The 21,365-nt window shown below is 57.1% G+C and carries 14 protein-coding genes and 1 pseudogene; 11 read left to right on the top strand and 4 right to left on the bottom strand.

Annotated elements, in window-relative coordinates; genetic code table 11:
• Positions 1 to 124: 124 nt before the first annotated feature.
• From H8S59_RS13695 to H8S59_RS13685, 3 genes are read right to left on the bottom strand one after another with little or no spacing between them, the layout of a single operon-like run.
• Positions 125 to 1,282, bottom strand: coding sequence for a M20 aminoacylase family protein (locus H8S59_RS13695; RefSeq protein WP_187521750.1), 1,158 nt, complete (start codon positions 1,280 to 1,282; stop codon positions 125 to 127).
• 5 nt (positions 1,283 to 1,287) lie between these two features.
• The gene (locus H8S59_RS13690; protein ID WP_187521749.1) at positions 1,288 to 2,805 is read right to left on the bottom strand and encodes an aldehyde dehydrogenase family protein; all 1,518 of its coding nucleotides are present in this window, start codon (positions 2,803 to 2,805) and stop codon (positions 1,288 to 1,290) included.
• A gap of 3 nt (positions 2,806 to 2,808) precedes the next feature.
• The gene (locus H8S59_RS13685) at positions 2,809 to 3,699 is read right to left on the bottom strand and encodes an NAD(P)-dependent oxidoreductase (RefSeq protein WP_187521748.1); all 891 of its coding nucleotides are present in this window, start codon (positions 3,697 to 3,699) and stop codon (positions 2,809 to 2,811) included.
• Positions 3,700 to 3,844: 145 nt separating this feature from the next.
• Between H8S59_RS13685 and H8S59_RS13680 the strand changes: the two genes are divergently transcribed.
• From H8S59_RS13680 to H8S59_RS13670, 3 genes are all read left to right on the top strand, one after another.
• Entirely contained in the window at positions 3,845 to 4,753 is a 909-nt protein-coding gene (locus H8S59_RS13680; RefSeq protein ID WP_187521747.1) for a LysR family transcriptional regulator, read from the top strand.
• A gap of 667 nt (positions 4,754 to 5,420) precedes the next feature.
• A complete protein-coding gene (locus tag H8S59_RS13675; protein ID WP_187521746.1) occupies positions 5,421 to 6,632 on the top strand; it encodes an O-antigen ligase family protein in 1,212 nt (403 codons plus the stop codon).
• A complete protein-coding gene (locus H8S59_RS13670) occupies positions 6,629 to 7,204 on the top strand; it encodes a serine acetyltransferase (protein WP_095099956.1) in 576 nt (191 codons plus the stop codon). Before H8S59_RS13675 ends, H8S59_RS13670 begins: the two co-directional genes overlap by 4 nt.
• 53 nt (positions 7,205 to 7,257) lie before the next feature.
• On the opposite strand, the pseudogene H8S59_RS13665 reads toward H8S59_RS13670, so the two are convergent.
• Positions 7,258 to 7,603, bottom strand: a pseudogene (locus tag H8S59_RS13665) (DUF933 domain-containing protein); the annotation flags it as partial.
• Between the two features lie 216 nt (positions 7,604 to 7,819).
• Here H8S59_RS13665 and H8S59_RS13660 point away from each other — a divergent pair.
• From H8S59_RS13660 to H8S59_RS13625, 8 genes are all read left to right on the top strand, one after another.
• The gene (locus tag H8S59_RS13660) at positions 7,820 to 8,344 is read left to right on the top strand and encodes a fimbrial protein (protein ID WP_095099953.1); all 525 of its coding nucleotides are present in this window, start codon (positions 7,820 to 7,822) and stop codon (positions 8,342 to 8,344) included.
• A 47-nt stretch (positions 8,345 to 8,391) separates the two neighbouring features.
• The gene (locus H8S59_RS13655; protein ID WP_187521745.1) at positions 8,392 to 9,135 is read left to right on the top strand and encodes a fimbrial biogenesis chaperone; all 744 of its coding nucleotides are present in this window, start codon (positions 8,392 to 8,394) and stop codon (positions 9,133 to 9,135) included.
• 122 nt (positions 9,136 to 9,257) lie between these two features.
• Positions 9,258 to 11,816, top strand: coding sequence for a fimbria/pilus outer membrane usher protein (locus tag H8S59_RS13650; protein ID WP_187521744.1), 2,559 nt, complete (start codon positions 9,258 to 9,260; stop codon positions 11,814 to 11,816).
• 242 nt (positions 11,817 to 12,058) lie between these two features.
• The gene (locus H8S59_RS13645) at positions 12,059 to 13,000 is read left to right on the top strand and encodes a fimbrial protein (RefSeq protein ID WP_095099944.1); all 942 of its coding nucleotides are present in this window, start codon (positions 12,059 to 12,061) and stop codon (positions 12,998 to 13,000) included.
• Positions 13,001 to 13,146: 146 nt separating this feature from the next.
• A complete protein-coding gene (locus H8S59_RS13640) occupies positions 13,147 to 15,963 on the top strand; it encodes a response regulator (RefSeq protein ID WP_187521743.1) in 2,817 nt (938 codons plus the stop codon).
• Complete coding sequence (pvrR, locus tag H8S59_RS13635) at positions 15,960 to 17,156, top strand: response regulator cyclic di-GMP phosphodiesterase PvrR (RefSeq protein WP_187521742.1); 1,197 nt, start codon at positions 15,960 to 15,962, stop codon at positions 17,154 to 17,156. Before H8S59_RS13640 ends, pvrR begins: the two co-directional genes overlap by 4 nt.
• A gap of 93 nt (positions 17,157 to 17,249) precedes the next feature.
• Positions 17,250 to 20,501 carry a hybrid sensor histidine kinase/response regulator gene (locus tag H8S59_RS13630; RefSeq protein ID WP_187521741.1) on the top strand — a complete coding sequence of 1,084 codons (3,252 nt, stop codon included), beginning with the start codon at positions 17,250 to 17,252 and terminating at the stop codon, positions 20,499 to 20,501.
• A 3-nt stretch (positions 20,502 to 20,504) separates the two neighbouring features.
• Positions 20,505 to 21,152, top strand: a complete 648-nt coding sequence (locus tag H8S59_RS13625) for a response regulator (RefSeq protein ID WP_095099933.1) — start codon at positions 20,505 to 20,507, stop codon at positions 21,150 to 21,152.
• Positions 21,153 to 21,365 lie beyond the last annotated feature (213 nt).

The following is a 21,365-nucleotide window of genomic DNA, read 5'->3' as shown; positions in this document are numbered from 1 at the left end:
GGCTAAAGCCGGTCCCACGTCATCGCGCCAATATTTAGCATGGCGCAGAATCTGTGGGGGCAGAGCTTGCTCTGCTCCCACAGGGATTTCATTTCAATCAGAGAATGGCGGTGCTGCCGGCTTCTCAGCCCGCAGCCAATTCCTGCTCCACCAGCTTCGTCCACACCGCCACGCCCGCGCCGATCACTTGATCGTTGAAGTCGTAATACGGGTTGTGCAGCGCCGCTGATGGTTTTTCGCCGTCCACGCCTAGCCAGATATAAGCGCCGGGGCGAGCCTGGAGCATGTAGGCGAAGTCTTCGGACGCCATGGACGGGTTGCAACCCCACTGAACGTTTTCCTCGCCCACCGCCGTTATGGCTGCGCGACGAATCGTCGCCGCAGCGTCAACGTTATTCTCGGTGACCGGATAGCCCACTTTGTAAGCCAGCTTGCCGGTTACGCCAAAGGCGATTGGGAGTTGCTCGACGAATTCGCCAATCAACTTTTCGACCTTGTCCCGCACCGGGGTTTGCAGGCAGCGAACCGTCCCGCGCAGCACCGCTGTTTCCGGGATGACGTTGATCGCTTCACCGGCGTTGAACTGAGTGATGCTGACCACCGCCGAATCCAGCGGAGAAAGACGGCGGGACACAATCGTCTGCAGACCCAGCACCAGTTGCGCAGCGGCGACGATCGGGTCGGCTCCTTTGTCCGGCATGGCGGCGTGGCTGCCTTTGCCGGTCAGGGTGATTTCGAAGGTGTCCAGCGAAGCCATCATCGGCCCCGGATTGATGATCACCTGACCGGCCGGTGCGCCAGGCCAGTTGTGCAGGCCGTAAATAGCGTCCATCGGGAAGCGCTCGAACAACCCGTCATCAATCATTTTGCCCGCGCCGCCGAGGTTTTCTTCGGCAGGCTGGAACACGAAATACACCGTGCCTTTAAAGTTACGGGTCTCGCTCAGATGGCGAGCGGTGGCCAGCAGAATCGCCGTGTGACCGTCGTGACCACAGGCGTGCATGCAGCCTTTGTGCGTGGACGCATGGGAGTGAGTGCCCAGTTCCTGAATAGGCAAAGCGTCCATGTCGGCACGAATGCCGATGCTCGGGCCTTCGCCGGTGCGCAAGGTACCCACCACGCCTGTACCGCCCAGGCCGCGGTGCACTTCGATACCAAAGCTTTCGAGCAACTGCGCAACCCGATCTGAGGTGCGCAGTTCTTCAAAGCCCAGTTCCGGGGCTGAGTGGAAGTCGCGACGCCATACTGTGGCGTCTTCGATCAACGTTTGGGATAGCTTCATCAGATTCACTCCAGACTCGCGCCGTAACCGAAGCTGACCGCAGGTACGGCAGCCGTTTCGACCCAGACGCTTTTGACTTCGCTGTATTCACGCAGTGCGTCCAGGCCGGACGAGCGACCGTAGCCGCTGTCACCGTAGCCGCCGAAAGGCGAGCTGACGTGGATGGTCTTGTAACCGTTGACCCAGAAGGTTCCGGCGCGCACTTGTCTGGCTACGCGGTGAGCGCGGCCGACATCACGAGTCCACACGGCGCCCGCCAGACCGAAGCGACTGTCGTTGGCGATACGGATCGCTTCTGCTTCATCTTTGAACGGAATCGCCACGACCACCGGACCGAAGATTTCGTCCTGCGCGCAGTTCAGCGCGTTGTCGCCAGCCAGCACCGTTGGGTTGACGTAATAGCCCGGCACGTTCGGCAGCGGGTCAGCGTCGACACCGACCAGCGTTGCACCGTCCTGGAGCGCGTTTTCGACCATGCTCTTTACGTGTGCATATTGCTTGGCGTTATTGATCGGGCCGATCTGGGTTTCCGGGTCGCTTGGGTCACCCACTTTGAATTGTTTACCCGCTGCGGCCAGCGCAGTGGTGAAGCGCTCGAAAATCGATTCCTGCACCAACAGACGCGAACCGGACACGCAGCTTTGACCCGCGCCGGAGAAAATCGCGGCCTGAGCGCCGCGCAGGGCGACCTCCAGATCTGCGTCTTCGAAAACGATATTTGCCGATTTGCCGCCCAGTTCCAGCACACACGGAATGCAACGTTGCGCAGCGGCGGTGGCGATGTGACGACCAGTGGCGGGCGAACCCACGAACACCACTTTGCGAATATCAGCCTTGGCGATCAGCGCTTGGCCGATGGTGTGACCGAAACCAGCGACCACGTTGACCAGACCTTTCGGCACACCGGCGCGTTCGATCAGGACAGCAACCACCAACGAGGACAAAGCGGTCAGCTCTGACGGCTTGAGGATCACCGCGTTACCGGCCGTAATCGCCGGTGCGATCTGCCAGCCGCAGGTGAAAATCGGTGCGTTCCAAGGGGTGATTTGCAGCACCGTGCCCAGTGGTTCATAGGTCACATAGTTCAGGTGCGAGGTTGGTACCGGGATCACTTCGCCGTGCAGCTTGTCAGCCCAACCGGCATAGTACTCGAACATCTCGGCGACTTTCGCCACTTCAACATTGGCGTCGCGGATTGGCTTGTTGGCGGTGATGGATTCGATCTGCGCCAGATTGGCGGCTTCCTGACGAATCAGCGCGCCGACCTGATACATCAAACGACCACGGGCCTGAGCCGTCAGCGCTGCCCATTGTGCCTGAGCGGTTTTCGCCGCTGCGTCGAGGGTTTCTACCAGCGATGCGTCGGCATCGGGGAAGCTCAGCATCAGGCTGTCGTCGTGGGCGTTACGCACTTCCACCGGTTCGCCATGGCCTTCGACGAATTCGCCGCCGACATAGCTGGCTACGGTGTTGCGGTCGCCCCAGTACGGGCGCATCAAGTCCAGCAATTTTTGCGTGCTCATCGGTTATTCCCCTTTGCCGAACAGCTGGGCATCGGTCCGCTGAACGATGCAGTTGAAGTCTTCACCATCTGGCAGCGTTTCGCTGCTGGCGGCCCACAGTTGGGCGACGATGCGCGCCAATGGCAGGTCCATATCCAGGCTCGCAGCCAGATCGCTGGCCAGGCCGACGTCCTTGCGCATCAGGCCCATGGTGAAGCCGGAGTTGTAGGTTTTGTTCAGCACCCAGGTCGGGAACATCACTTGGGTGGCGCCGCTGCGGCCGGAACCGGCGTTCAGACCGAGCATGAGTTTTTCCGGGTCGACGCCAGCCTTGGCGGCCATGCTCACGGCTTCTGCGGTGCTGATCAGGTGGCAGGCGGCGAGCATATTGTTGGCGATCTTGGCCACGTTGCCCGCGCCGCATTTACCGACGTGAACCCGCGTGCCGCTCATGCCTTCCAGTACCGGCAAGACTTTTTCCAGGTCCGCGTCTTCTGCGCCGATCACCATGGACATGGTGCCGGTGGCAGCACCTTTAGGGCCGCCGGACACCGGCGCGTCAATGAAACCAATGTTCTTTTGCAGCAGAGCGGCGGCCACCTTGCGGCTGGCTTCCGGCGTGGAAGTCGTGGTGTCGACCACGATCAGGCCAGCGTTGCCGTGTTGCAGTACGCCTTCAGCGCCCAGGCAAACTGACTCAACGTGCTCGGCTTTTGGCAGCGACAGGATCAGCACGTCTACTTGCTTGATCAGCGCGGTGCGATCGGTCACCGGTTTAACGCCTTTGCTTTCGGCGATGTCCAGTGCGGCTTGCGACAGGTCAAAGCCGCTTACGTCAAAGCCTTTACTGGCGAGGGTGGCAGCCATGCCGCCGCCCATGTTGCCCAGTCCAATTACGCCTACTTTTAAAGTCATTCAGAATGCTCGCTTAGCTGTTTGACAGGCTACGTCGCACCGTCAGTGGTTATCGGCAGATGAACCGAGTATGGACACCGCTCAGCACACACAGCAATAATCACCAAATTCATTTTTGTTGCGTTGAAAGCAACGCAGGTGGCCCATGAGTCTGGTTCAGGATCGACGCATTCTTTATTTCTTCGAGGCCGTGCGACTGGGCAGCGTTCGCGCTGCTGCGGACTTTCTGGACGTGGCGCCCTCTGCAGTCAGTCGGCAGATTGCCCAGCTGGAGCATGAGCTAGGCGCGCCGTTGCTTGAGCGCCATCGCCGTGGGGTGAAGCCGACCGAGGCGGGGGATCGCGTGCTGGCTTATTACCGTCAGCGACTTTCACAGCAGGAGGTTTTGCTGGAGTCGCTGCAAGCGTTGCGCGGTTTGCAGAGTGGTTCGGTGGTGTTGGCAATTGGTGAAGGCTTTATCGATGGCCTGACCGAGCCGCTGACCCGATTCTCGACGCTGTACCCCAAGGTCGAGCTGCAAGTGAATGTATGCGGCACCAACGAAGTGATCCGTCAGGTAGTAGAAGACGAGGCGCACATCGGCCTGGTATTCAATCCGCCCGCTGACCCGAAGATCCGCTCCCATGCCCACCAGAAACAGCCAGTCTGCGTGATGGCCAGCCCCGACCATCCGTTGGCGCAGCATGAAGGCCCAATTCCCTTGAAAGGTCTGGATAGCTATCGCTTGGGGTTGCTCGGGGTTTCCTACGGCATCCGCCAGATACTGACTCAGGCCGAACAGCAATCCGGTGTGTCCCTGATGCCGACCCTGACCTGCAACACCTTCGCCATGCTCAAACGCTTTGCCATGAGCGGCGGCGTAACCCTGTTGCCGACCTTCGTGGTGGTAGACGAACTGGCGAGCGGCAAGCTGATCGCGTTACCACTGGAGTCCGAGGTGTTCAGTGAGTCACAGGTGCACATCATCAGCCGGCTGGGCAGGCAATTGAGCGTTGGTTCGAGCCGATTGCTGGGGCTGTTGCAGCAGGACATGACGGCGTTTAACGGGAAGTGAAGGGCGATGAACTGGAACGCTATTTCTCTGTAGCATGACTACCGCGAGGCCGCGATGGAGATTTGCCTGATACATTTGCATCGCACATTAGACGCCTTCCTGCTTGGAGGAGACTTCACGCCCAAACAGCCTCCGCTCTGTTCAACTCCAGCCTGCGCTCAACAGCTTCGCCACGTCCGCCTTATCTCTAATGCCGATCACGGTGCTGTCGGGCAGATAGCATGAGTGGGATCATCAAGATTGGTGAGCGTGGGCACCTCATCCACACCTTCACAGGGTTGATACATCTGACTAGAATGCGCAGCCAATCTCGAGCGTCGCATGGAGTATTGCTGCATGCCTGCAAAATCCATATTTCAATATTCCACCGGAGACGTTCATTGCATACTGCGCCTGTCGCTGGCACTGACCGATTTCGAGCGCTCAACGCATCAACGGCGTACACCGTACACCCCATGCAACCAGACCTCGGAAGAAAATGCGCACGTGCATCCAAAGAAATGACGCTGTATGACGTCTTATCGATTGTATCCATCTGGTTAATCAATCAGGCATCATCAGGCATTGACGCTCTGATACGTCAGTATCCAATGATTTTTCCAAACCTCATGTTGGGTCGCCTCCTGGCGGACGGGAGCGGGCGTATGAGCAGTGTTAAGAGGTTTTTATGGTAGCGGCTGTATCCAGCTTTTTTCTTTATCTTTTGTTCGCGGGATTTACTGTACACATCAGCGGAATGCTTTACATCTCAGATGGCAGTAGATTTACGACCATCTCAAACCTGACCCTGTTTTTACCGGCGTTGATGCTGATTTTTCTTGACCGCCGAGTGCGCGAATCCTTGCGCAGTAAACGCTATTTACCTCTTCTGGTTCTATTGGGGTTTACCGTGCTGGTCGCAGCGTTTAATCCGACTTCAGCTTTATCAGGCTGGGATCAACTCAAGACCGGTTTATATATTCTCTTGTACGTCACTGCTATCAAGATTTTGGTTGATAGAAATTTGATGGAGAAAAGCTTCGATGCAGTGTTTGTGATTGCCGGTATTTTTGCGTTGGTCAGCTTGGTGTACACTTTTTTTTACGTGGATCCACATATGTTTTTCGATGGCCAGCGCATTCAAAAACTAGGCTATAAAGACTACGCCGACTTCAAAAATCCAATTATTGCTGCTCTCTATTATGGTCTCTTTGCTGTGTACGGCTTTCACCAACTATTGACCAAGCGCTACAGCCGCTTTGTGACGATCGTCTACGGCGTATGTGTGCTCGCGCTATCGCTCTATCTGTACTGCACACTGTCACGAGGTGTCTGGTTGGGGTATGGAGCAGCCATTGGAGCATCGATTGCACTCCATCATGACCACCGCCCGAGAAAATGGTTGGCTGCTACCGCTGCTTTTGTTGTACTTATTTTGATCTGGTTATCACCGATGATGCTGGAGCAGACCGACCGCGGTTTTAGTTATAGGGATTTGATTTGGCATGATTGGCTAGAGCGGCTCCCTAACTTTTGGTTGGCTGGCGCGGGAGCGGGCAACAAATTTAATGTTTGCATCGATAGTGGGTATTGCTGGACGCAGGCGCACAATCTGTATTTGCAGTTCTTTTATGAGTTTGGGTTGGGAGGCGCACTACTGTTGTTGCTCATGATAGGTTTTGTGCTGGCGCGTTCTCTGAATAAAAGTAACTGGAATTTCCCGCTTGGAACAGTTGGCTTCCCACTTCTCGTGTTTGCAGTCCTGACGGCCCTGTTCAACTACCATACAGTCATGAGCCGCCCAGGTGTTTACTGGCTTGTGTTCTGGATGCCGGTAGGTTTGGTGCTTTCTATCGGCTCAGGGCTGACAAGGACGCGTTCAGAGGCGCCCATTGCATGACTGGACTGCTCAAAAATGCGATGCGCTATTGGCACATTGAGGTGCTTGGGGGGCTGGATAAGCCCTTCAGTTGGAAACGTTTGTATGTGAAGTGCCGACGGAGCAACAGGTCGACCTACCTGTTCTGGTTTCGCCTGGCTTACGTACTCAATACCTCGCGTTCCAAGTTCTGGAGACGCCGTGCAAAGCTGCTCAATGAAAAGCTCAGCCGTAAATACAATGTGGAAATCATGTTGGGGGCGCAGATCGATGAGGGGCTGTGGATCGCTCATCTGAGTGGAATCGTCATTACGTCATACGCCGTTATCGGTAAAGACTTCAGAATCTGGCAGGGGTCCACCATTGGCGTTAAGGGGAATGCTGAGCAAGTGCGGTTGATTATTGGGGATGGCGTGAGGATCCAGGCTCATGCCTGCGTTATTTCCGATGACATCCAGATCGGGGATAACGTCGTTGTAGGGGCATGCACTTTTGTAAATAAAAGCATCCCATCCAATACTGTTTTTTTTAACCGGCGAGTTGGCGAGTCCATCCCCTATGATCAGGAGTTGCTTGGTCGACTGCAAAAATAAACTTTCAATCCATTATCCTCCTCGAGCTGATGACGATTACGGCGGGGTAGACATCAAGTGCCGTGATAAATCACGGCTGACTTGGACGTTAAAGCGAAGTGCAAAACCTCGCCGTCTTTGAAAATGTAATCCTTGCCCTCCAGGCGCCATTTGCCAGCTTCCTTGGCACCGGCTTCACCCTTGTACTGGATGAAGTCGTTAGTTGCAGACCGTCACCAGCATTGCGCCTTCTTCTTCGGCGATGGCGCGAACGACGTCCAACAGCGGGTTATTCTCGAAACCGTCTTCAGCAAAGTTGGCGATGTAGATGACCGGCTTGTTGGTCAGCAGGTGGAAGCCACGAATCACTGCTTTTTCGTCAGGGCTCATGCTCTTCATCAGGCTGCGAGCAGGCTTGCCTGCAATAAGAACGCCGCAGATCAGGTCCATTGCCTCTAGGTCTATCGCGAGCAAGCTCAGCTCCAACAGACTCACCCCCGCCGCACCACCCAACCAGCACTTTAAGAATCGTCTGATTCTGATCATTCGGTCAGCTCCTTAAGATTGCGTCTCTCAATAGCCCGGCAGCAGGCACAACGTCTGTTGCTGAATTTTGATTGATCAGCGGAGTTCGATATGAAAAAGACTTTACTAGCGCTTGGTGCGATGGCCGCAGTTGCCTCTTCGTTCAACGCCTCGGCAGCGGATGGGACCATCAACTTTACCGGCGAAATCAGCAGCCAGACTTGTACCATCGAAGGCAACACCACTGGCACGTCGGCCAAGACTGTCGCCCTGCCACGGGTTGCTGCTTCATCACTCGCCACAGTCGGTCAAACCGCCGGGCGTACCGGTTTCACCCTGGCGCTGACTGCCTGCACCGGCACCAGCGCGTTGGTGCGCTTCGAACAGGGCGCTTCGGTCGATGCCGCCACCGGCAACCTGATTAACCAGACTGCAAACGGTTCCAACGCTCAGATCCAGATACTCAACGCGAACTACGCGCCGATCAACCTGCAAACCAATGCGGGTTCGTTGTCGACCGCTGTCACTGATAAAGCAGCCAACCTGCAGTTCTACGCGCAGTACGTCGCCGCTACCGCCGCCGCTACTGCCGGTCAGGTCACGTCCAACGTCCAGTTCTCCATGGATTACAACTGATCCCGTGCGCTCGGGGCCTAGCCCCGGGCGTTGATCGAGCCAGTCTTATGAAAACTTCTTTCCTCAAGCGTGCCGTGTGCGCGCTGTGCAGTGCGTTTTTTGTTATCGGGATTTCACCCGTATCGGCCAACGTGGTGATTTCAGGCACTCGTGTGGTGTATCCGGCCAGCGAACGGGAAATCACTCTCAAACTCGATAACGTTGGGCAGGAGCCTTCTCTGGTTCAGGCCTGGATTGACCGGGGAGACCCACAGTCGCGTCCCGATCAGGCTGACGCGCCTTTTTTGCTGACGCCGCCCATTGTGCGGATTTCGGCAGGGCGTTCGCAGACCCTGCGTATCACTTATACCCATGACCCATTGCCGACAGACGTCGAATCGGTGTTCTGGCTGAACGTTCTGGATGTTCCGCCCAACCCGAAAAATGCCGACAGCAACTTTGTTCAACTGGCCTACCGGTCACGGATCAAACTCTTTTACCGCCCGGAGCAATTGAAGGGTTATGCCGAAGATGCACCCGCCGCGGTGAGCTGGAAGCTGGTTCCAACCTCCAACGGCGTCGTATTGCGCGGCTCTAATCCAACCGCGTTCAGCGTCTCTTATAACAAGACTGAGCTGGTGGTGGCGGGCAAGACCTACAGCAGCAAGGGCGGAATGATCCTGCCACGAGGTGCTGAAGATTTCCTGCTGGAGGACTTGAAAACCATGCCATCCGGGCAACTGACCCTTCGTTACGAATGGATCAACGACTACGGCTCAAGCAAGTCCGTCGATACCCGCGTCAGCAATTGATTGCACGCGGTGCTTACGGTTTCGGCTGAACACGCTGACCGCCATTTTCGCTAACTCCGGCCAGACAGGCTGGACCTCTGCTGCTTGCTCTGATGATGCAAGCCTGTCCAGGATGACTACTCATGTTTGATTTTATCTGCCCGGCCATGCGCCTCAGGGTGCGGCAGCCGTGTGCGCTTTTTGTTTTGCTGACGATGCTGCCTTGCAGTGTTTTGGCGGACGACAGCGAGCATGTGGACTTCAACCCCGCTTTCATCACTGACAGCCAAGGACGAGCGGTGGATGTATCCCAGTTCGAAAATGGCAATCCTCTTGCGGCGGGCGGTTATCGCGTTGACCTGTATTTGAACGGCAACTGGCAGGGGCGCGAATTGCTGACGGTGCGTAAAGACAGCGCGGCGGGGAAGGCTCACTTCTGCTTCAGACTGGATGATCTGACCCGCTGGGGCCTGAATCTTGAGGCTCTGCCAAACCGTGATCGGCAAGCGGATTTGCTGAAAGACCCGGAATGCGTCGAGCTGTCACTACTGGCGCCCGACATCAATGTCGAAGTGGACATGAGTGAGTTACGCACCGACGTGAGTATTGCCCAGGCCTATTTGAAGCGAGTCTCCCGTGGCTACGTCGACCCGAAAAACTGGGATCGCGGTATCAATGCTGCGTTCGTCGGTTACAACGCAAATCTCTACCAGAACGACAATCAGGGCGTAGCCAGTACTCAGTCTTATCTGGGTCTTAACACCGGGGTCAATCTGGGCGACTGGCGTCTGCGGCATAACGGCTCGTACAGCTACAACCGATCTGCCCAAGGCCCGTCAAGCAAGGGTTATCAAGCGGTCAGCAGTTATGCACAACGCGATATCACAGGCCTGAAATCGCAACTAACGATGGGCGAGTACTACACCCCCGGCGAGTTGTTCGACAGCGTGCCTTTCAGTGGTGTGCAGCTCGGCAGCGACGATCGTATGTTGCCAGATTCCATGCGAGGCTTTGCCCCGCCGATCAGGGGTGTGGCGGACACCAATGCCCGGGTTACGGTGCGTCAGGGTGAAAGCATTCTTTACGAAACAACGGTCGCACCGGGGCCGTTTGTGATTGATGACCTGTACAGCACCGGTTATTCCGGGGATCTGTCAGTCACCGTCACGGAGGCAGACGGCCGCACCCGGAGTTTTATCGTGCCGTTTGCCTCGGTCGCGCAATTGCTGCGCCCTGGCACCACACGTTTCAACATCACGGCGGGACGTTACCGCGATGAATACCTGAACAATACGCCGGAGTTTGTGCAGGGCAGCTATCAACGCGGTATCTCGGACAGATGGAGCGCCTACACCGGCAGCATCATCGCCGAGCAGTATCTGGCGGTGCAGGCGGGCGCGGCCTGGAGCACGCCCTTCGGTGCAATGGCGCTGGATGTCACCGAATCCCGTGCGACAGGTCTGGAGCAAAGCGCCGGAGCGCTCGATTCCAGTATGCGTGGGCGCAGCTATCGGCTGACTTACAGCAAGTTGCTGGATTCCACCCAGACCAACTTCACGGCAGCGGCGTATCGCTTCTCCAGTGAGGGCTATTTGAATTTCAGCGACTATGCGCAATTGCGCAGTCGAGACACCGGCACACTTTATCGACAACGCAGCCGTTTCCAGCTGAACATCAATCAGCCGCTGGGTGAGCGTCGTGGCAACGTCTATGTGACCGGCTCGGCGCAGAACTATTGGGGCGGTGATCAGCGCAGCAACGTGACCTATCAGGCCGGTTACAGCAATGGTTACAACTGGGGTTCGCTGAACGTGGGCGCCAGTCGGACACGGGACTTCAACGGCGCTTTTCAGACTCAGTATCAGGTTGGTGTGAACATCCCGTTTGGCCGTACGCGCTCCAACTACATCAGCAGCACTATGCGCTACACCGACAACGGCGACAGCAATACTCAGGTTGCATTGGGTGGCAGCGCCGGGGAGCGCAATCAGCTTAATTACAACGTCTACGGTTCGGCGGACAAGAGCGCTGGCAACACCACCAGCAGCGCCGGTTCTTCCATGCAATATCGCGCTGAGCAAACCACCCTGAGCGCCGGAGTCAACACGGGCAATGGCTATAAACAAGCCAATGTTGGGGCGAGCGGCAGTCTGGTGGCTCACGCAGGCGGGGTGACATTCAGCGCTGATCAGGGCGAAACCATGGCCTTGGTCAAAGCCGAGGGTGCCAGTGGTGCCCGGGTCGGTAACGCCTCGAACGCAGTGATCAACGACAGCGGCTACGCGCTGGTGTCGGGCTTGATGCCTTACCGCCAGAACGACATAGCCCTGGATCCGAAAGGCACCTCCGACACAGTTGAACTCGAGACCACTTCGCAATCCATCGCGCCGCGCTTCGGTGCGATCAGTCTGGTGAAGTACGAAACCATCAGCGGTACGCCCATCCTCATGCAGGTCGTACGTGACGACAAACAGAGCCTGCCGATGGGTGCTCAGGTGAAAGATGCTCAAGGCAACTTCCTGACCATGGTCGGGCAGGGTGGGCGTCTGTTCATTCGGGCCAGCGAAAACAAAGGTGAACTGCTGATCAGTTGGGGCAGCAAACCGGGCGAAAGTTGCGCGTTGAGCTACGCCTTGCCCAGCGATCACAACTCGGCGCAAAGCGGTTACGTACAGATGAAAGCCACCTGCAAAGTGCGCTGAGCCAACACCCGCCGGACCGTAGGAGTTTCCGCCGCATCGCCGCCGCTGCGCTGTCGCGCAGCAAACACGGGACCTGTAGGAGCGCACGAGCACCGCGAGGCCGCGATAGCGGTGTATCAGAAAGGATGCCATCGCTGCCTCGCCGTGCTCGTGAGCTCCTACAGAAAAGCATTCAAAATCAGTAAGTTATATTTTTTGAGCGCTTAACTCAGTTAGTTATGCGTTTTTTAACAGGAGTCCACATGAAAGATTTTCTGCTGAAACCCGTCCCCGCCAAGTGGTGCCTGGGTGCGTTTGTTCTGCTGTTTTGGGTCGGGCAAAGTTTTGCGGCATGTTCTTATCTGGGACCAGACAGTAATTCGACCTTCAATGTCACTGTCCCCGCGACCCTTGCTGTGCCAAAGAACACGCCTAATGGGACCGTAGTGTTTCTATCCAGCGCGGTAACGCTATCGGGAGTACAGGGGTTTACGTGTGCTGGTGACGGGTATGGTATCTCCAACAGCAGGGGGGCAACGCAGAAGTCTGATCCCCAGCCTATTGGGACCACTGGGCTTGGCTGGCGCTGGATCTATAACGGAGGGAGAATGAATGGGCACCCCGACGCTGGGACGCTTACTGGTGGTGCGGGACTCAACGGCACGACCAATGCGCTGCAAATTGTCAAAATCGGTGCGGTTTCAGCGGGCACTGTAGCGAGCGGCGTTATAGGAACGTTTCGTTTCGGCAGCCTGGACGTCGTCAGGATGAGCTTGTCCAGAGCAATGATATTGACCGAAGTCAGCTGCCAGACGCCATCAGTCAACGTCGCCCTGGGCAAACATCGCAGCAGCGAATTTGGCGCTGTTGGCAGCACCACCGGGCAGAAAGCGTTCAATATTCAGCTTAATAGCTGCCCGAGTGGGCTAGGCGGAATCAGCTATCGGCTGGACCCGGTCAACACTGCGTTCAATGCAAAACAAGGCATTCTTGCGCTCGATACTGGCGGGGCGACCGGGGTCGGCATCCAGATCACTAACGCTAGTAACAGTGCGATTGCCTTAGGCGAGGTGCATAGTTTTCGCACCGCACCGCCTTCCGGCAACTACTCGATCCCGCTGCGCGCTGCGTACTACAAAACGTCCAATACGGTTACCGGCGGTCCAGCCAACGCGTCCATGCAATTCACCATCACTTATCAATAAGCGCTGCTTTTTAAGATTCGCCTTATGTCCGCCAAAGGACATAAGGCTTACTTTGCTCCTGACAAAAACCAATCCTTTGAATTGAAAAGCATTCCCAATCGTTTGCTGCGCGACAGCGCTGAATCAGGAACAAAGCGCGACCTCTCATGAAACTACGTCAATTCATTGATCCGCTGGACTCGTCCTTCTCGACCCCCAAGGCCGCGCGCAAGCTGTTGCACTTGTTCGCCATTGCCTTGGTGCTGGGTTTTTATGCCGGAATCTATAGCTACCTGAGCGCCCGCCTGAGCGAGGAGATTTCTCTGCGTCGCAGTGACATGAATGCGGCGATTTCCGATGCGCAGAGTTTTTTCGTCAGCCGCCAGACACTGCTGAAAACACTCGGCCTTGCCGCCGTGCGTAATGTCACCGCGCCGCAAAACAGTGCCAGCGTCATGCAGGGTGAGGAAGTGCATTTCGGCCTGGGCGCTGGCGACCAAAGCTGGAGCCTCTGGCTGACCAAGCGAACGGTCAGTTACCTGCGTACCAACAAGGTCAATCTGCTCTACGTTGGCAAAGCTGACAGCAGCGAAGTCGTGCGTCTTTTCACCGCCAGCGACACCGTACCTGTGATCCCTGCCGCAGTGCTGGCGCGTTTGCGTCTGGGCGATCATCAGGGCGATATCGCCGACGACGACCTGTGGCTCACGGACCAACATTCGTTGAATGCGTCGTTGTACATTTTTACCCGCCTGGACGAGCGCAGCAGCGAATCCGGCTGGCTAGGCTTTGAGGTCGAGTCGCCAGATCTTATGAGCGCCCTGCACAAGGAGAGCGCCGGGCAATTCATGTTGCTCGACGCTGAAGGTCAACTGATTTTCGCCAGTGCTGATCGGCGTCCGCTGTCGTTGGCCCTTGAGCAACTGAGCGCCAGGCAGTCTTTTGGTTTCGTGGGCAATGGCTGGATGCCTGATCACCTGGCGATCCGCAAGCAACTGGGTTATTCGGACTGGCAGATCGTGTACGCCATCGAGATGCGCTCGCTGCTGCCGGTCCTGGGTCTACCGTTTCTAATTTGCCTGCTGTTGTGCGTGGTCATTACCTGGCTGATGTATCGGTTGGTACGGCGTATTGATCAACGGCTGATCATTCCCGCCGGTCATCGCATCGAAGCACTGGTGGAAAGTGAAGCCTTCAGCCGCGCAGTGATTCAGATCGCGCCAGTTGCGCTGTGTGTCTTGCGTCGTCAGGACGGCGCTGTCGTGCTGGAAAATCCGCTGTCCCAGCAATGGCTGGGCGACGGCAGCGAGCGTCAGCAACTCTGTCATGGCTGGATTCGGCGCGGTTTCGACGACATCGATCAGAACAGCACCGATGAGCTGCAGATGGCGGATGGTCGGCACTTGTACCTGAGTTTCGCTCCCACCCGGTACAAGCGCGAAGACGTGCTGATCTGTGCGTTCAGCGATATCAGCGCGCGCAAACAGGTGGAGGTCGCGCTGGAGCAGGCAAGGCGTATGGCGGACGCGGCCAACGAAGCCAAAACGTTGTTCCTGGCGACCATGAGTCACGAAATCCGCACGCCCTTGTATGGCGTACTGGGTACCCTTGAGTTGCTGGCACGTACGGCGTTGAGTGAACAGCAGAAGAATTATCTGAAGGCCATCGAAGGTTCATCCGCCAACTTGCTGCAGTTGATTTGCGATGTGTTGGACGTATCGCGGATTGAGGCCGGTCAGTTGCAGCTGGAGATCAGTCGCTTCTCGCCTTTGGCGCTGATCGAGGAAGTAATCCAGGGCTACGCCGCAGCGGCACAAAGCAAAGGCTTGCAGCTGTTTGCCTGTATCGATCCGCAACTGCCGGACTGGCTCAACGGTGACGTGACCCGTATCCGGCAGATCCTCAACAACCTGTTGAACAACGCCCTGAAATTCACTGACAGCGGCCGGATCATCTTGCGGGTCCGGCTCGACAGCCGGGACGGTGAGCGCGTCACGTTGCACTGGCAGGTGTCTGATACTGGCAAGGGCATTGCTCACGACAGTCAGCAACACTTGTTCGAGCCGTTTTATCAGGCCGATGGCAACACTAACGTGGTAGCAGGCACCGGTTTAGGGTTGTCGATCTGCAAGCGCTTGATGCATTTGATGAACGGCAGTATGCGGGTCGTGAGTGAGCCCGGTCTGGGCAGTAGCTTCACGTTGCATTTGTCGCTGGAGCAGCTGCCGACTCTCGGTCACGCACTGTTCGCCAATCCATTGCTGCCAGAACAGGTCTACGTGGTATCGCCGATTCGCGAACTGGCCGAGAACCTCTGCGGCTGGCTGTGCCGCTGGGGCGCCAGGGCGCAGGTCGGCGTGCCCGGCGTTAGCGACCAGCCGGATGCTGCAGTGTTGCTCGAAGTGCATCCGGGCCGCGTGCAAGGCTCGCTCGCGCCGGATTGGTCTGGTGCCCGGGTGGTCGCGGCCACCGATATTCATGGCGACACCCTTGGCTCGGCGCTTGAGCCGGTCAGCCTCAACAGCCTGCCTGCGCTGCATCGGGCGCTGGCCACGGCGCAGGGCCAGACTGTGGAATTGAAGGCGCCACTGGACGATACCCGTGCGGCCTTCAATCTCGGCATTCATGTCCTGGTGGCTGAAGACAACGTAATCAATCAACTGATTCTGCGCGACCAGCTGGAAGAGTTGGGTTGTACGGTCGAGCTTGCTGACGATGGCGTTGCGGCGCTGGAAATGTGGCACACGTCTTCCTTCGATTTGATCCTCACCGACATCAACATGCCGCGCATGAACGGTTACGAGCTGGCCGCACAGTTACGTCGGCAGGATTGCAGCCTGCCGATCATCGGTGCCACCGCAAATGCGATGCGCGAAGAGGGCGACAGGTGCATGGAGGCGGGCATGAATCAGTGCCTGATCAAACCGTTTGCATTGCGCGCCCTTTACAACTGCCTTGAACCCTACCAAAGGAGCAGCAATTGAAGCCCTATCGGGTATTGATCGTTGAAGACCACCCCTTTCAACATGAGTACTTGCTGCACCTGTTCAGCGATTTGGGGGGCTTTCACGTCGATGCGGTCTGGGATGGTCCGGCCGCGCTGAAGCGACTGAGTACCAGCCACTATGATCTGGTCGTTAGCGACTTGTTCATGCCCGGTATGGACGGCGTACAACTGATCGAGAAACTGGCCGGGCTGCCTGATTGTCCTGCTTTGGCGTTGATGAGTGTCGCTTCGCGGCGAATGCTGGTCAGCGCCGGGCTGGCGGCCAAGAACCTGGGCCTGAATGTCATCGGGCTGATCTCCAAACCGGTGGAAGCGACGGCGATCCTGCGTTTGCGGGAGGGGCTTGATGCGTTACGCAAACGTCGCAGCGCACCGATTGGCAGCCCGTTAAGGCATGATCGCCAGCGGCTGCTGCAAGCCATGCGCAGCGGTCAGATCCAGCCCTGGTTTCAGCCCAAAAAGTCGTTACAGGATGGACGGATTTGCGGCGCCGAGGCGTTAGTTCGCTGGCTGCACCCACAACTCGGAATGCTGATGCCCGGCGACTTCCTGGCGGCAATCGAACGTTTTGCGCTGGACGAGGAGTTGCTCTGGGTGATGCTGGAGCGCACCGTCGAGGTACAAGGCCACTGGCGCAAGCGGGGGTACGAGGTTTCGGTATCAATCAACCTGCCGACCCATTTGCTTGACAGTCATGACCTGTCCGACCGGCTTTATGCCCGAGTGCTGGCGCTGGGGGGCGAACCACGCACAATCTGTTTCGAGCTGCTGGAAACCTCGACCACTCAAGCACTCAGTGCCTATTACGCCGGTGCCTGCCGCTTACGAATGATGGGCTTTGGCCTGGCTCAGGATGATTTCGGCAAAGGCTTCAGTTCTTATTTCAACCTGATCTCCACCCCGTTCAGTGAGTTGAAAATTGACCGATCATTGGTCAGTGGTTGTGTCGAGAACGAAAGCATGGCCGCCGCCTTACAGAGCATCGTCGAGCTCAGCAGCAAGCTGGGCCTGACAGTCACTGCCGAAGGCGTGGAGACACAGGCTGAACTGGCCTTCTTGCGCAAGATTCGGTGTGATCAGGTGCAGGGTTTTCTGATTTGTGCAGCGGTTGCCCCCGAACTTTTTCTTGATTTGTTGCGCGAAGATGGCAAACCGCCAGCACTAAAATAATCTGCTACTGTCTATTCATGAGCATGCCAGGGAATGGCGATCAAGCTGTAAGCAGTGGCGTTGCCACATTCCCTTTATAAACGGCAGCACTTGATGAAACATGAAAGCCTGAAATTAGGTGCCTTGGCGCTAAGCTCTCAGCGGCTTAACAAGTTGCTGCTGATAATGGCCGGGTTGTCCTTGTTGTTGATCGGTACGTGCTGGTGGGCGATTGACCGTGTGCTGGAAGAAGAGCGCGATAAGGTCAATTTTCACTTCGCCCGACTGGTAGAAAGTATCCATGAATATGAGTCCTTTCTGCACAACGTGGCCGACGCTTACGATCGCACCAACCAGAATGTGAAAACCGACGTTCGGCCGATGTCCCGGGTGGAGCTGATGCAGCAGGGCGACGAGCGGGTGTTCCAGAATCGTGGCCTGGCCATGTCTCAGCCATTCACCTTGAGCGAGCGCACCCGCTACAGTCAGGCCGAGTTGCAGGGCGCCTACTCGCTGGGCGTGCAACTGACTGATTACTACAGCACCTTCTGGTCGAGTTCTTATTATTCAGCGCCGCAGACATTTCTGTTTTCGCCGTCGGACCAGTTCAACATCGCGGTACCCGGTATTGATGGATCGCGCAGGCAGGCGGTATTGCTCAAGGGTAACTTCTTCGACGTCACTGGTCGTCTGTTTCAGGCGTTGCTCCAGCAGCGCGGCCAATTGAATGACACGCAGGTGCGCTGGATGCGTGCTCCGCTTGATTTGCTGTCAGGGACCCGAAATATCATTGCGTTTATCGGCGTCGACATCACGCCCGAGATCATGCCCGCCCGGCAGGACAACGACCTGCTGACGTTCGCTGCGCTGCTCGATGCGGGCAAGTTCAATGAGCTGGATCGCCTGCTTGAGCGGCCGATTGATAACGAGGTGACGCTGATTTCCCCTACCGGCGAAGTATTGCTGGGGCTGGCCCAGGATCATATCGACAGCCCCGCCGGCTTGAGCATCGACAGTGATGGCTTGCATTTCAAAGTCAGCTCATCGGGCAGTCAACAGTGGGTGGGTTTATACACGGTCAGTTATCGCAGCTTCTTTCGTTATGCACAGTGGCCCCTGCTGGGCATCCTGGGCGTGTTTCTGTTTGCGCTCCTGGCGGGTTGGCGAGTCAACCGCTGGTATCGCACGCAAATAGTCGACCCTGCGCAGCGCGCCAATCGGCGTCTGACCGAGAGCGAAGCGTTCAACCGTGTGATGCTGCACAGCGCTCCGGTGGGCCTGTGTGTGGTGCAACGCAACAACAGCAAAGTCCTGCTGGAGAACCAGCGTGCTCAGGAGTGGCAGGGTACTGCCGAGCTGATCAGCCTGCTCAAGCGCGACTACCAGGATCAGGAGCCTCAGGAGGTGCAGATCGAAGTCGCCGGTCGGCATTTGCTGGTGTGCTTCGTGTCGACTCGTTATCAAGGCGAAGACGTGGTGTTGTGCGGCTTCAACGATATCACCCGGCACGTGGATGACGCGCAGCTGATGGAGCAGGCCAGGCTTTCTGCCGATCAGGCCAGCGCCGCGAAAACCTTGTTTCTGGCAACCATGAGCCATGAAATTCGTACGCCGTTGTATGGCGTACTGGGCAACCTTGAGCTGCTCGGGCTTACTGAACTGAGCCCCCGTCAGCACGATTATCTGCAGACCATTCAGCGCTCGTCGTCAGTCCTGTTTCAATTGATCAGCGATGTGCTGGACGTATCGAAGATCGAATCCGGGCAAATGGCCCTGGAAACCTCGACGTTCAGCCCACTGGATGTCTTCGAGGATGCGGTGCGCAGTTACGCCGCCACCGCAGGCAACAAGGGGCTGCAGGTGTTCGCCTGTGCCGATGCGAACCTGCCTGCCCAGATGCGTGGTGACAGCGGGCGCATTCGTCAGATCATCAATAATCTGCTCGGCAACGCGGTTAAATTCACTGACTCGGGGCGGGTGGTGCTACGCCTTAAAGTCACCGATCTGGACCAGACCCATGCCTCACTGCAATGGCAGGTCTCGGACACCGGGCCGGGTATCAGCGAGAAGCAACTGGCTACGTTGTTCAAGCCGTTCACGCAGGTCAACGGCAGCGAGCGGGCAGGGGGCGCAGGTTTGGGGCTGTCGATTTGTGCGCGTCTCGCCGAGCTGATGGGTGCCAAGCTTCGCGTGGTCAGCGAACCAGGTCTTGGCAGCAGTTTCTCGTTGCATATCCGGCTCCCTGTGGTGCCAGGGCCGTTGGCCGATTGTGCCGATATCGAGCTGGATGATGTGGCGGTGCACGTTCGCGCGCCTATGAAAGAACTGGAGCAAAACCTGATCGACTGGCTCAGTCGCTGGGGTGCCAGAGCCATGGTGTTGCCCGACGATTTCAACGGTAATAGTCAGTCCCTGTTGCTCGACATGGGGCAGAGCAACACAGAAGTGGCGATCTGGCACGGCCAACGCGTTACCGTCAGCGAACGGGGACAAAGCCAGCCGCAGCCAACGGAACAAGGCTGGGAAGTGAGTTCTTTTGATATTCGTGCCATCGCCCGTGCCCTGACCCTTGCGTGTCCTGGTCCAGCGCGGCAGTTGGCAGCGAGGCGCACCGACACGACGATCCCTGAAGGGCTGCGCGTGCTGGTGGCGGAAGACAATCCGATCAATCGGGCGATCCTGCAAGAACAGCTCGAAGCGCTGGGCGCTCGGGTAGTGATTGCCGAAAACGGTGAAGAAGCTTTGCAGCGTTGGAGGCCGGAGCTGTTCGACCTGATCATCACCGACGTCAACATGCCGCTTCTCAATGGCTACGAGCTGACCCGTGCATTACGTGCGCGTGATGCGCAGACGCCGATAATCGGGGTCACGGCCAACGCTATGCGCGAGGAAGGCGAGCAATGTCTGGCGGCGGGCATGAACGCCTGGATCGTCAAGCCGTTGAGCCTGAAAACCTTGCGTCAGGCTTTGATCACGCATTGTGCAACTGGCAGTAGCCCCCAACTGCCTTCCCCAGCGGTTGTGCAGGCGGGTGACATGGATGGCTGGATCAGCTTTTCGCCGGCCATGCACCGACTGTTTATCGAAACCATGCAAGACGACATCAACATGGCTGAGCAGGCCCTCGACCAGTCCGACAGCACAGGTGTGGTGCGGCATTTGCACCGCATGAACGGCTCATTGGCGTCGGTGCGTGCCTCGCAGTTGTCGGCGGCGTGTAATCGACTGGAAATACTGTTGCTGGATAAACCGCTGGATGCTGAATCCGCCGATGCGGTGCGAACTTTGCTAGAACGTCTGGAGGTCATGCTACGTGCATTGCCCACCGATCCTGGAACAGACGAATCGCCATCCAATGGCAGGTAGCTAATGAAGAAAATAAAGGTCGTGATCGCGGATGACCACCCGATCGTACTGTTTGGGCTACGCGAAATCATCCAGCGGGACGGGCGTTTCGAGGTGGCTGCCGAGGCAACCAGTTCCAGCCAGTTGATTGCCGAGCTGACGACTCACGAGCCGGAGGTGGTCATCACCGACTTCAACATGCCGGGGGACTCGACATACGGCGACGGGCTTAAACTCGTCGAGTACCTGATACGAAGATTTGTCAAAACCCAGGTGCTGGTGCTGACGATGATTTCCAATAACCTGATCCTTTCCCGACTGCATGAGTTGGGGGTGGTCGGTGTTATCCAGAAAAATCATCTGCACGAAGAAATCGAGAACGCACTGGATGCTTTGGCGTTGAACCGCAGCTATCGAGGGCCGGTGCAGGAGGCGATTTCAGTGCAGGTCAACACCCAGCAAGTGGATGAACGTTTTGCCAGCCTGTCACCCAGAGAGGTGGAAGTGCTACGACTGTTCGTGATTGGCAACAGCGTCAGCGACATTGCCCGGCAGGTGAACCGCAGCACCAAAACAGTCAGCGCCCAGAAAATCTCGGCGATGCGCAAACTCGAAGTCACCAGCGACCATGCCTTGATGACGTATTGCATCAAGGCGGGGCAGTTTCAGTAGCCTTGTGGGAGCTGGGCTTGCCCGCGATAAGGCTGGAATACCGCCCAGACCTAGCACCTTACACAGGTTGGCCTTGATCTCATGTTCATGATTGAGCGGTAGGACCGAATTCATTCGGGAAGACAGTATTTCAGGCGCTACAAATGCAGCGTATGTACCCCACCGGTGTCAGCGCCTGCAGGCAAACATAGGTTTCTCTCGGATATCGGTGAC

Origin of the sequence: Pseudomonas folii (genome assembly GCF_014357575.1) — a bacterium.
Taxonomy (GTDB): Bacteria; Pseudomonadota; Gammaproteobacteria; order Pseudomonadales; family Pseudomonadaceae; genus Aquipseudomonas; species Aquipseudomonas folii.
Note: the sequence above shows the minus strand (reverse complement) of the source record. Positions and strands in the feature narration are given on the sequence as shown.

Coding starts and splice junctions, on each gene's coding strand:
- H8S59_RS13670 (WP_095099956.1), top strand. CDS start 6,629: ATGACTGGACTGCTCAAAAATGCGATGCGCTATTGGCACATTGAGGTG.
- H8S59_RS13625 (WP_095099933.1), top strand. CDS start 20,505: ATGAAGAAAATAAAGGTCGTGATCGCGGATGACCACCCGATCGTACTG.
- H8S59_RS13695 (WP_187521750.1), bottom strand. CDS start 1,282: ATGAAGCTATCCCAAACGTTGATCGAAGACGCCACAGTATGGCGTCGC.
- H8S59_RS13685 (WP_187521748.1), bottom strand. CDS start 3,699: ATGACTTTAAAAGTAGGCGTAATTGGACTGGGCAACATGGGCGGCGGC.
- H8S59_RS13660 (WP_095099953.1), top strand. CDS start 7,820: ATGAAAAAGACTTTACTAGCGCTTGGTGCGATGGCCGCAGTTGCCTCT.
- H8S59_RS13630 (WP_187521741.1), top strand. CDS start 17,250: ATGAAACATGAAAGCCTGAAATTAGGTGCCTTGGCGCTAAGCTCTCAG.
- H8S59_RS13655 (WP_187521745.1), top strand. CDS start 8,392: ATGAAAACTTCTTTCCTCAAGCGTGCCGTGTGCGCGCTGTGCAGTGCG.
- H8S59_RS13690 (WP_187521749.1), bottom strand. CDS start 2,805: ATGAGCACGCAAAAATTGCTGGACTTGATGCGCCCGTACTGGGGCGAC.
- H8S59_RS13645 (WP_095099944.1), top strand. CDS start 12,059: ATGAAAGATTTTCTGCTGAAACCCGTCCCCGCCAAGTGGTGCCTGGGT.
- H8S59_RS13640 (WP_187521743.1), top strand. CDS start 13,147: ATGAAACTACGTCAATTCATTGATCCGCTGGACTCGTCCTTCTCGACC.
- H8S59_RS13675 (WP_187521746.1), top strand. CDS start 5,421: ATGGTAGCGGCTGTATCCAGCTTTTTTCTTTATCTTTTGTTCGCGGGA.
- H8S59_RS13650 (WP_187521744.1), top strand. CDS start 9,258: ATGTTTGATTTTATCTGCCCGGCCATGCGCCTCAGGGTGCGGCAGCCG.
- H8S59_RS13680 (WP_187521747.1), top strand. CDS start 3,845: ATGAGTCTGGTTCAGGATCGACGCATTCTTTATTTCTTCGAGGCCGTG.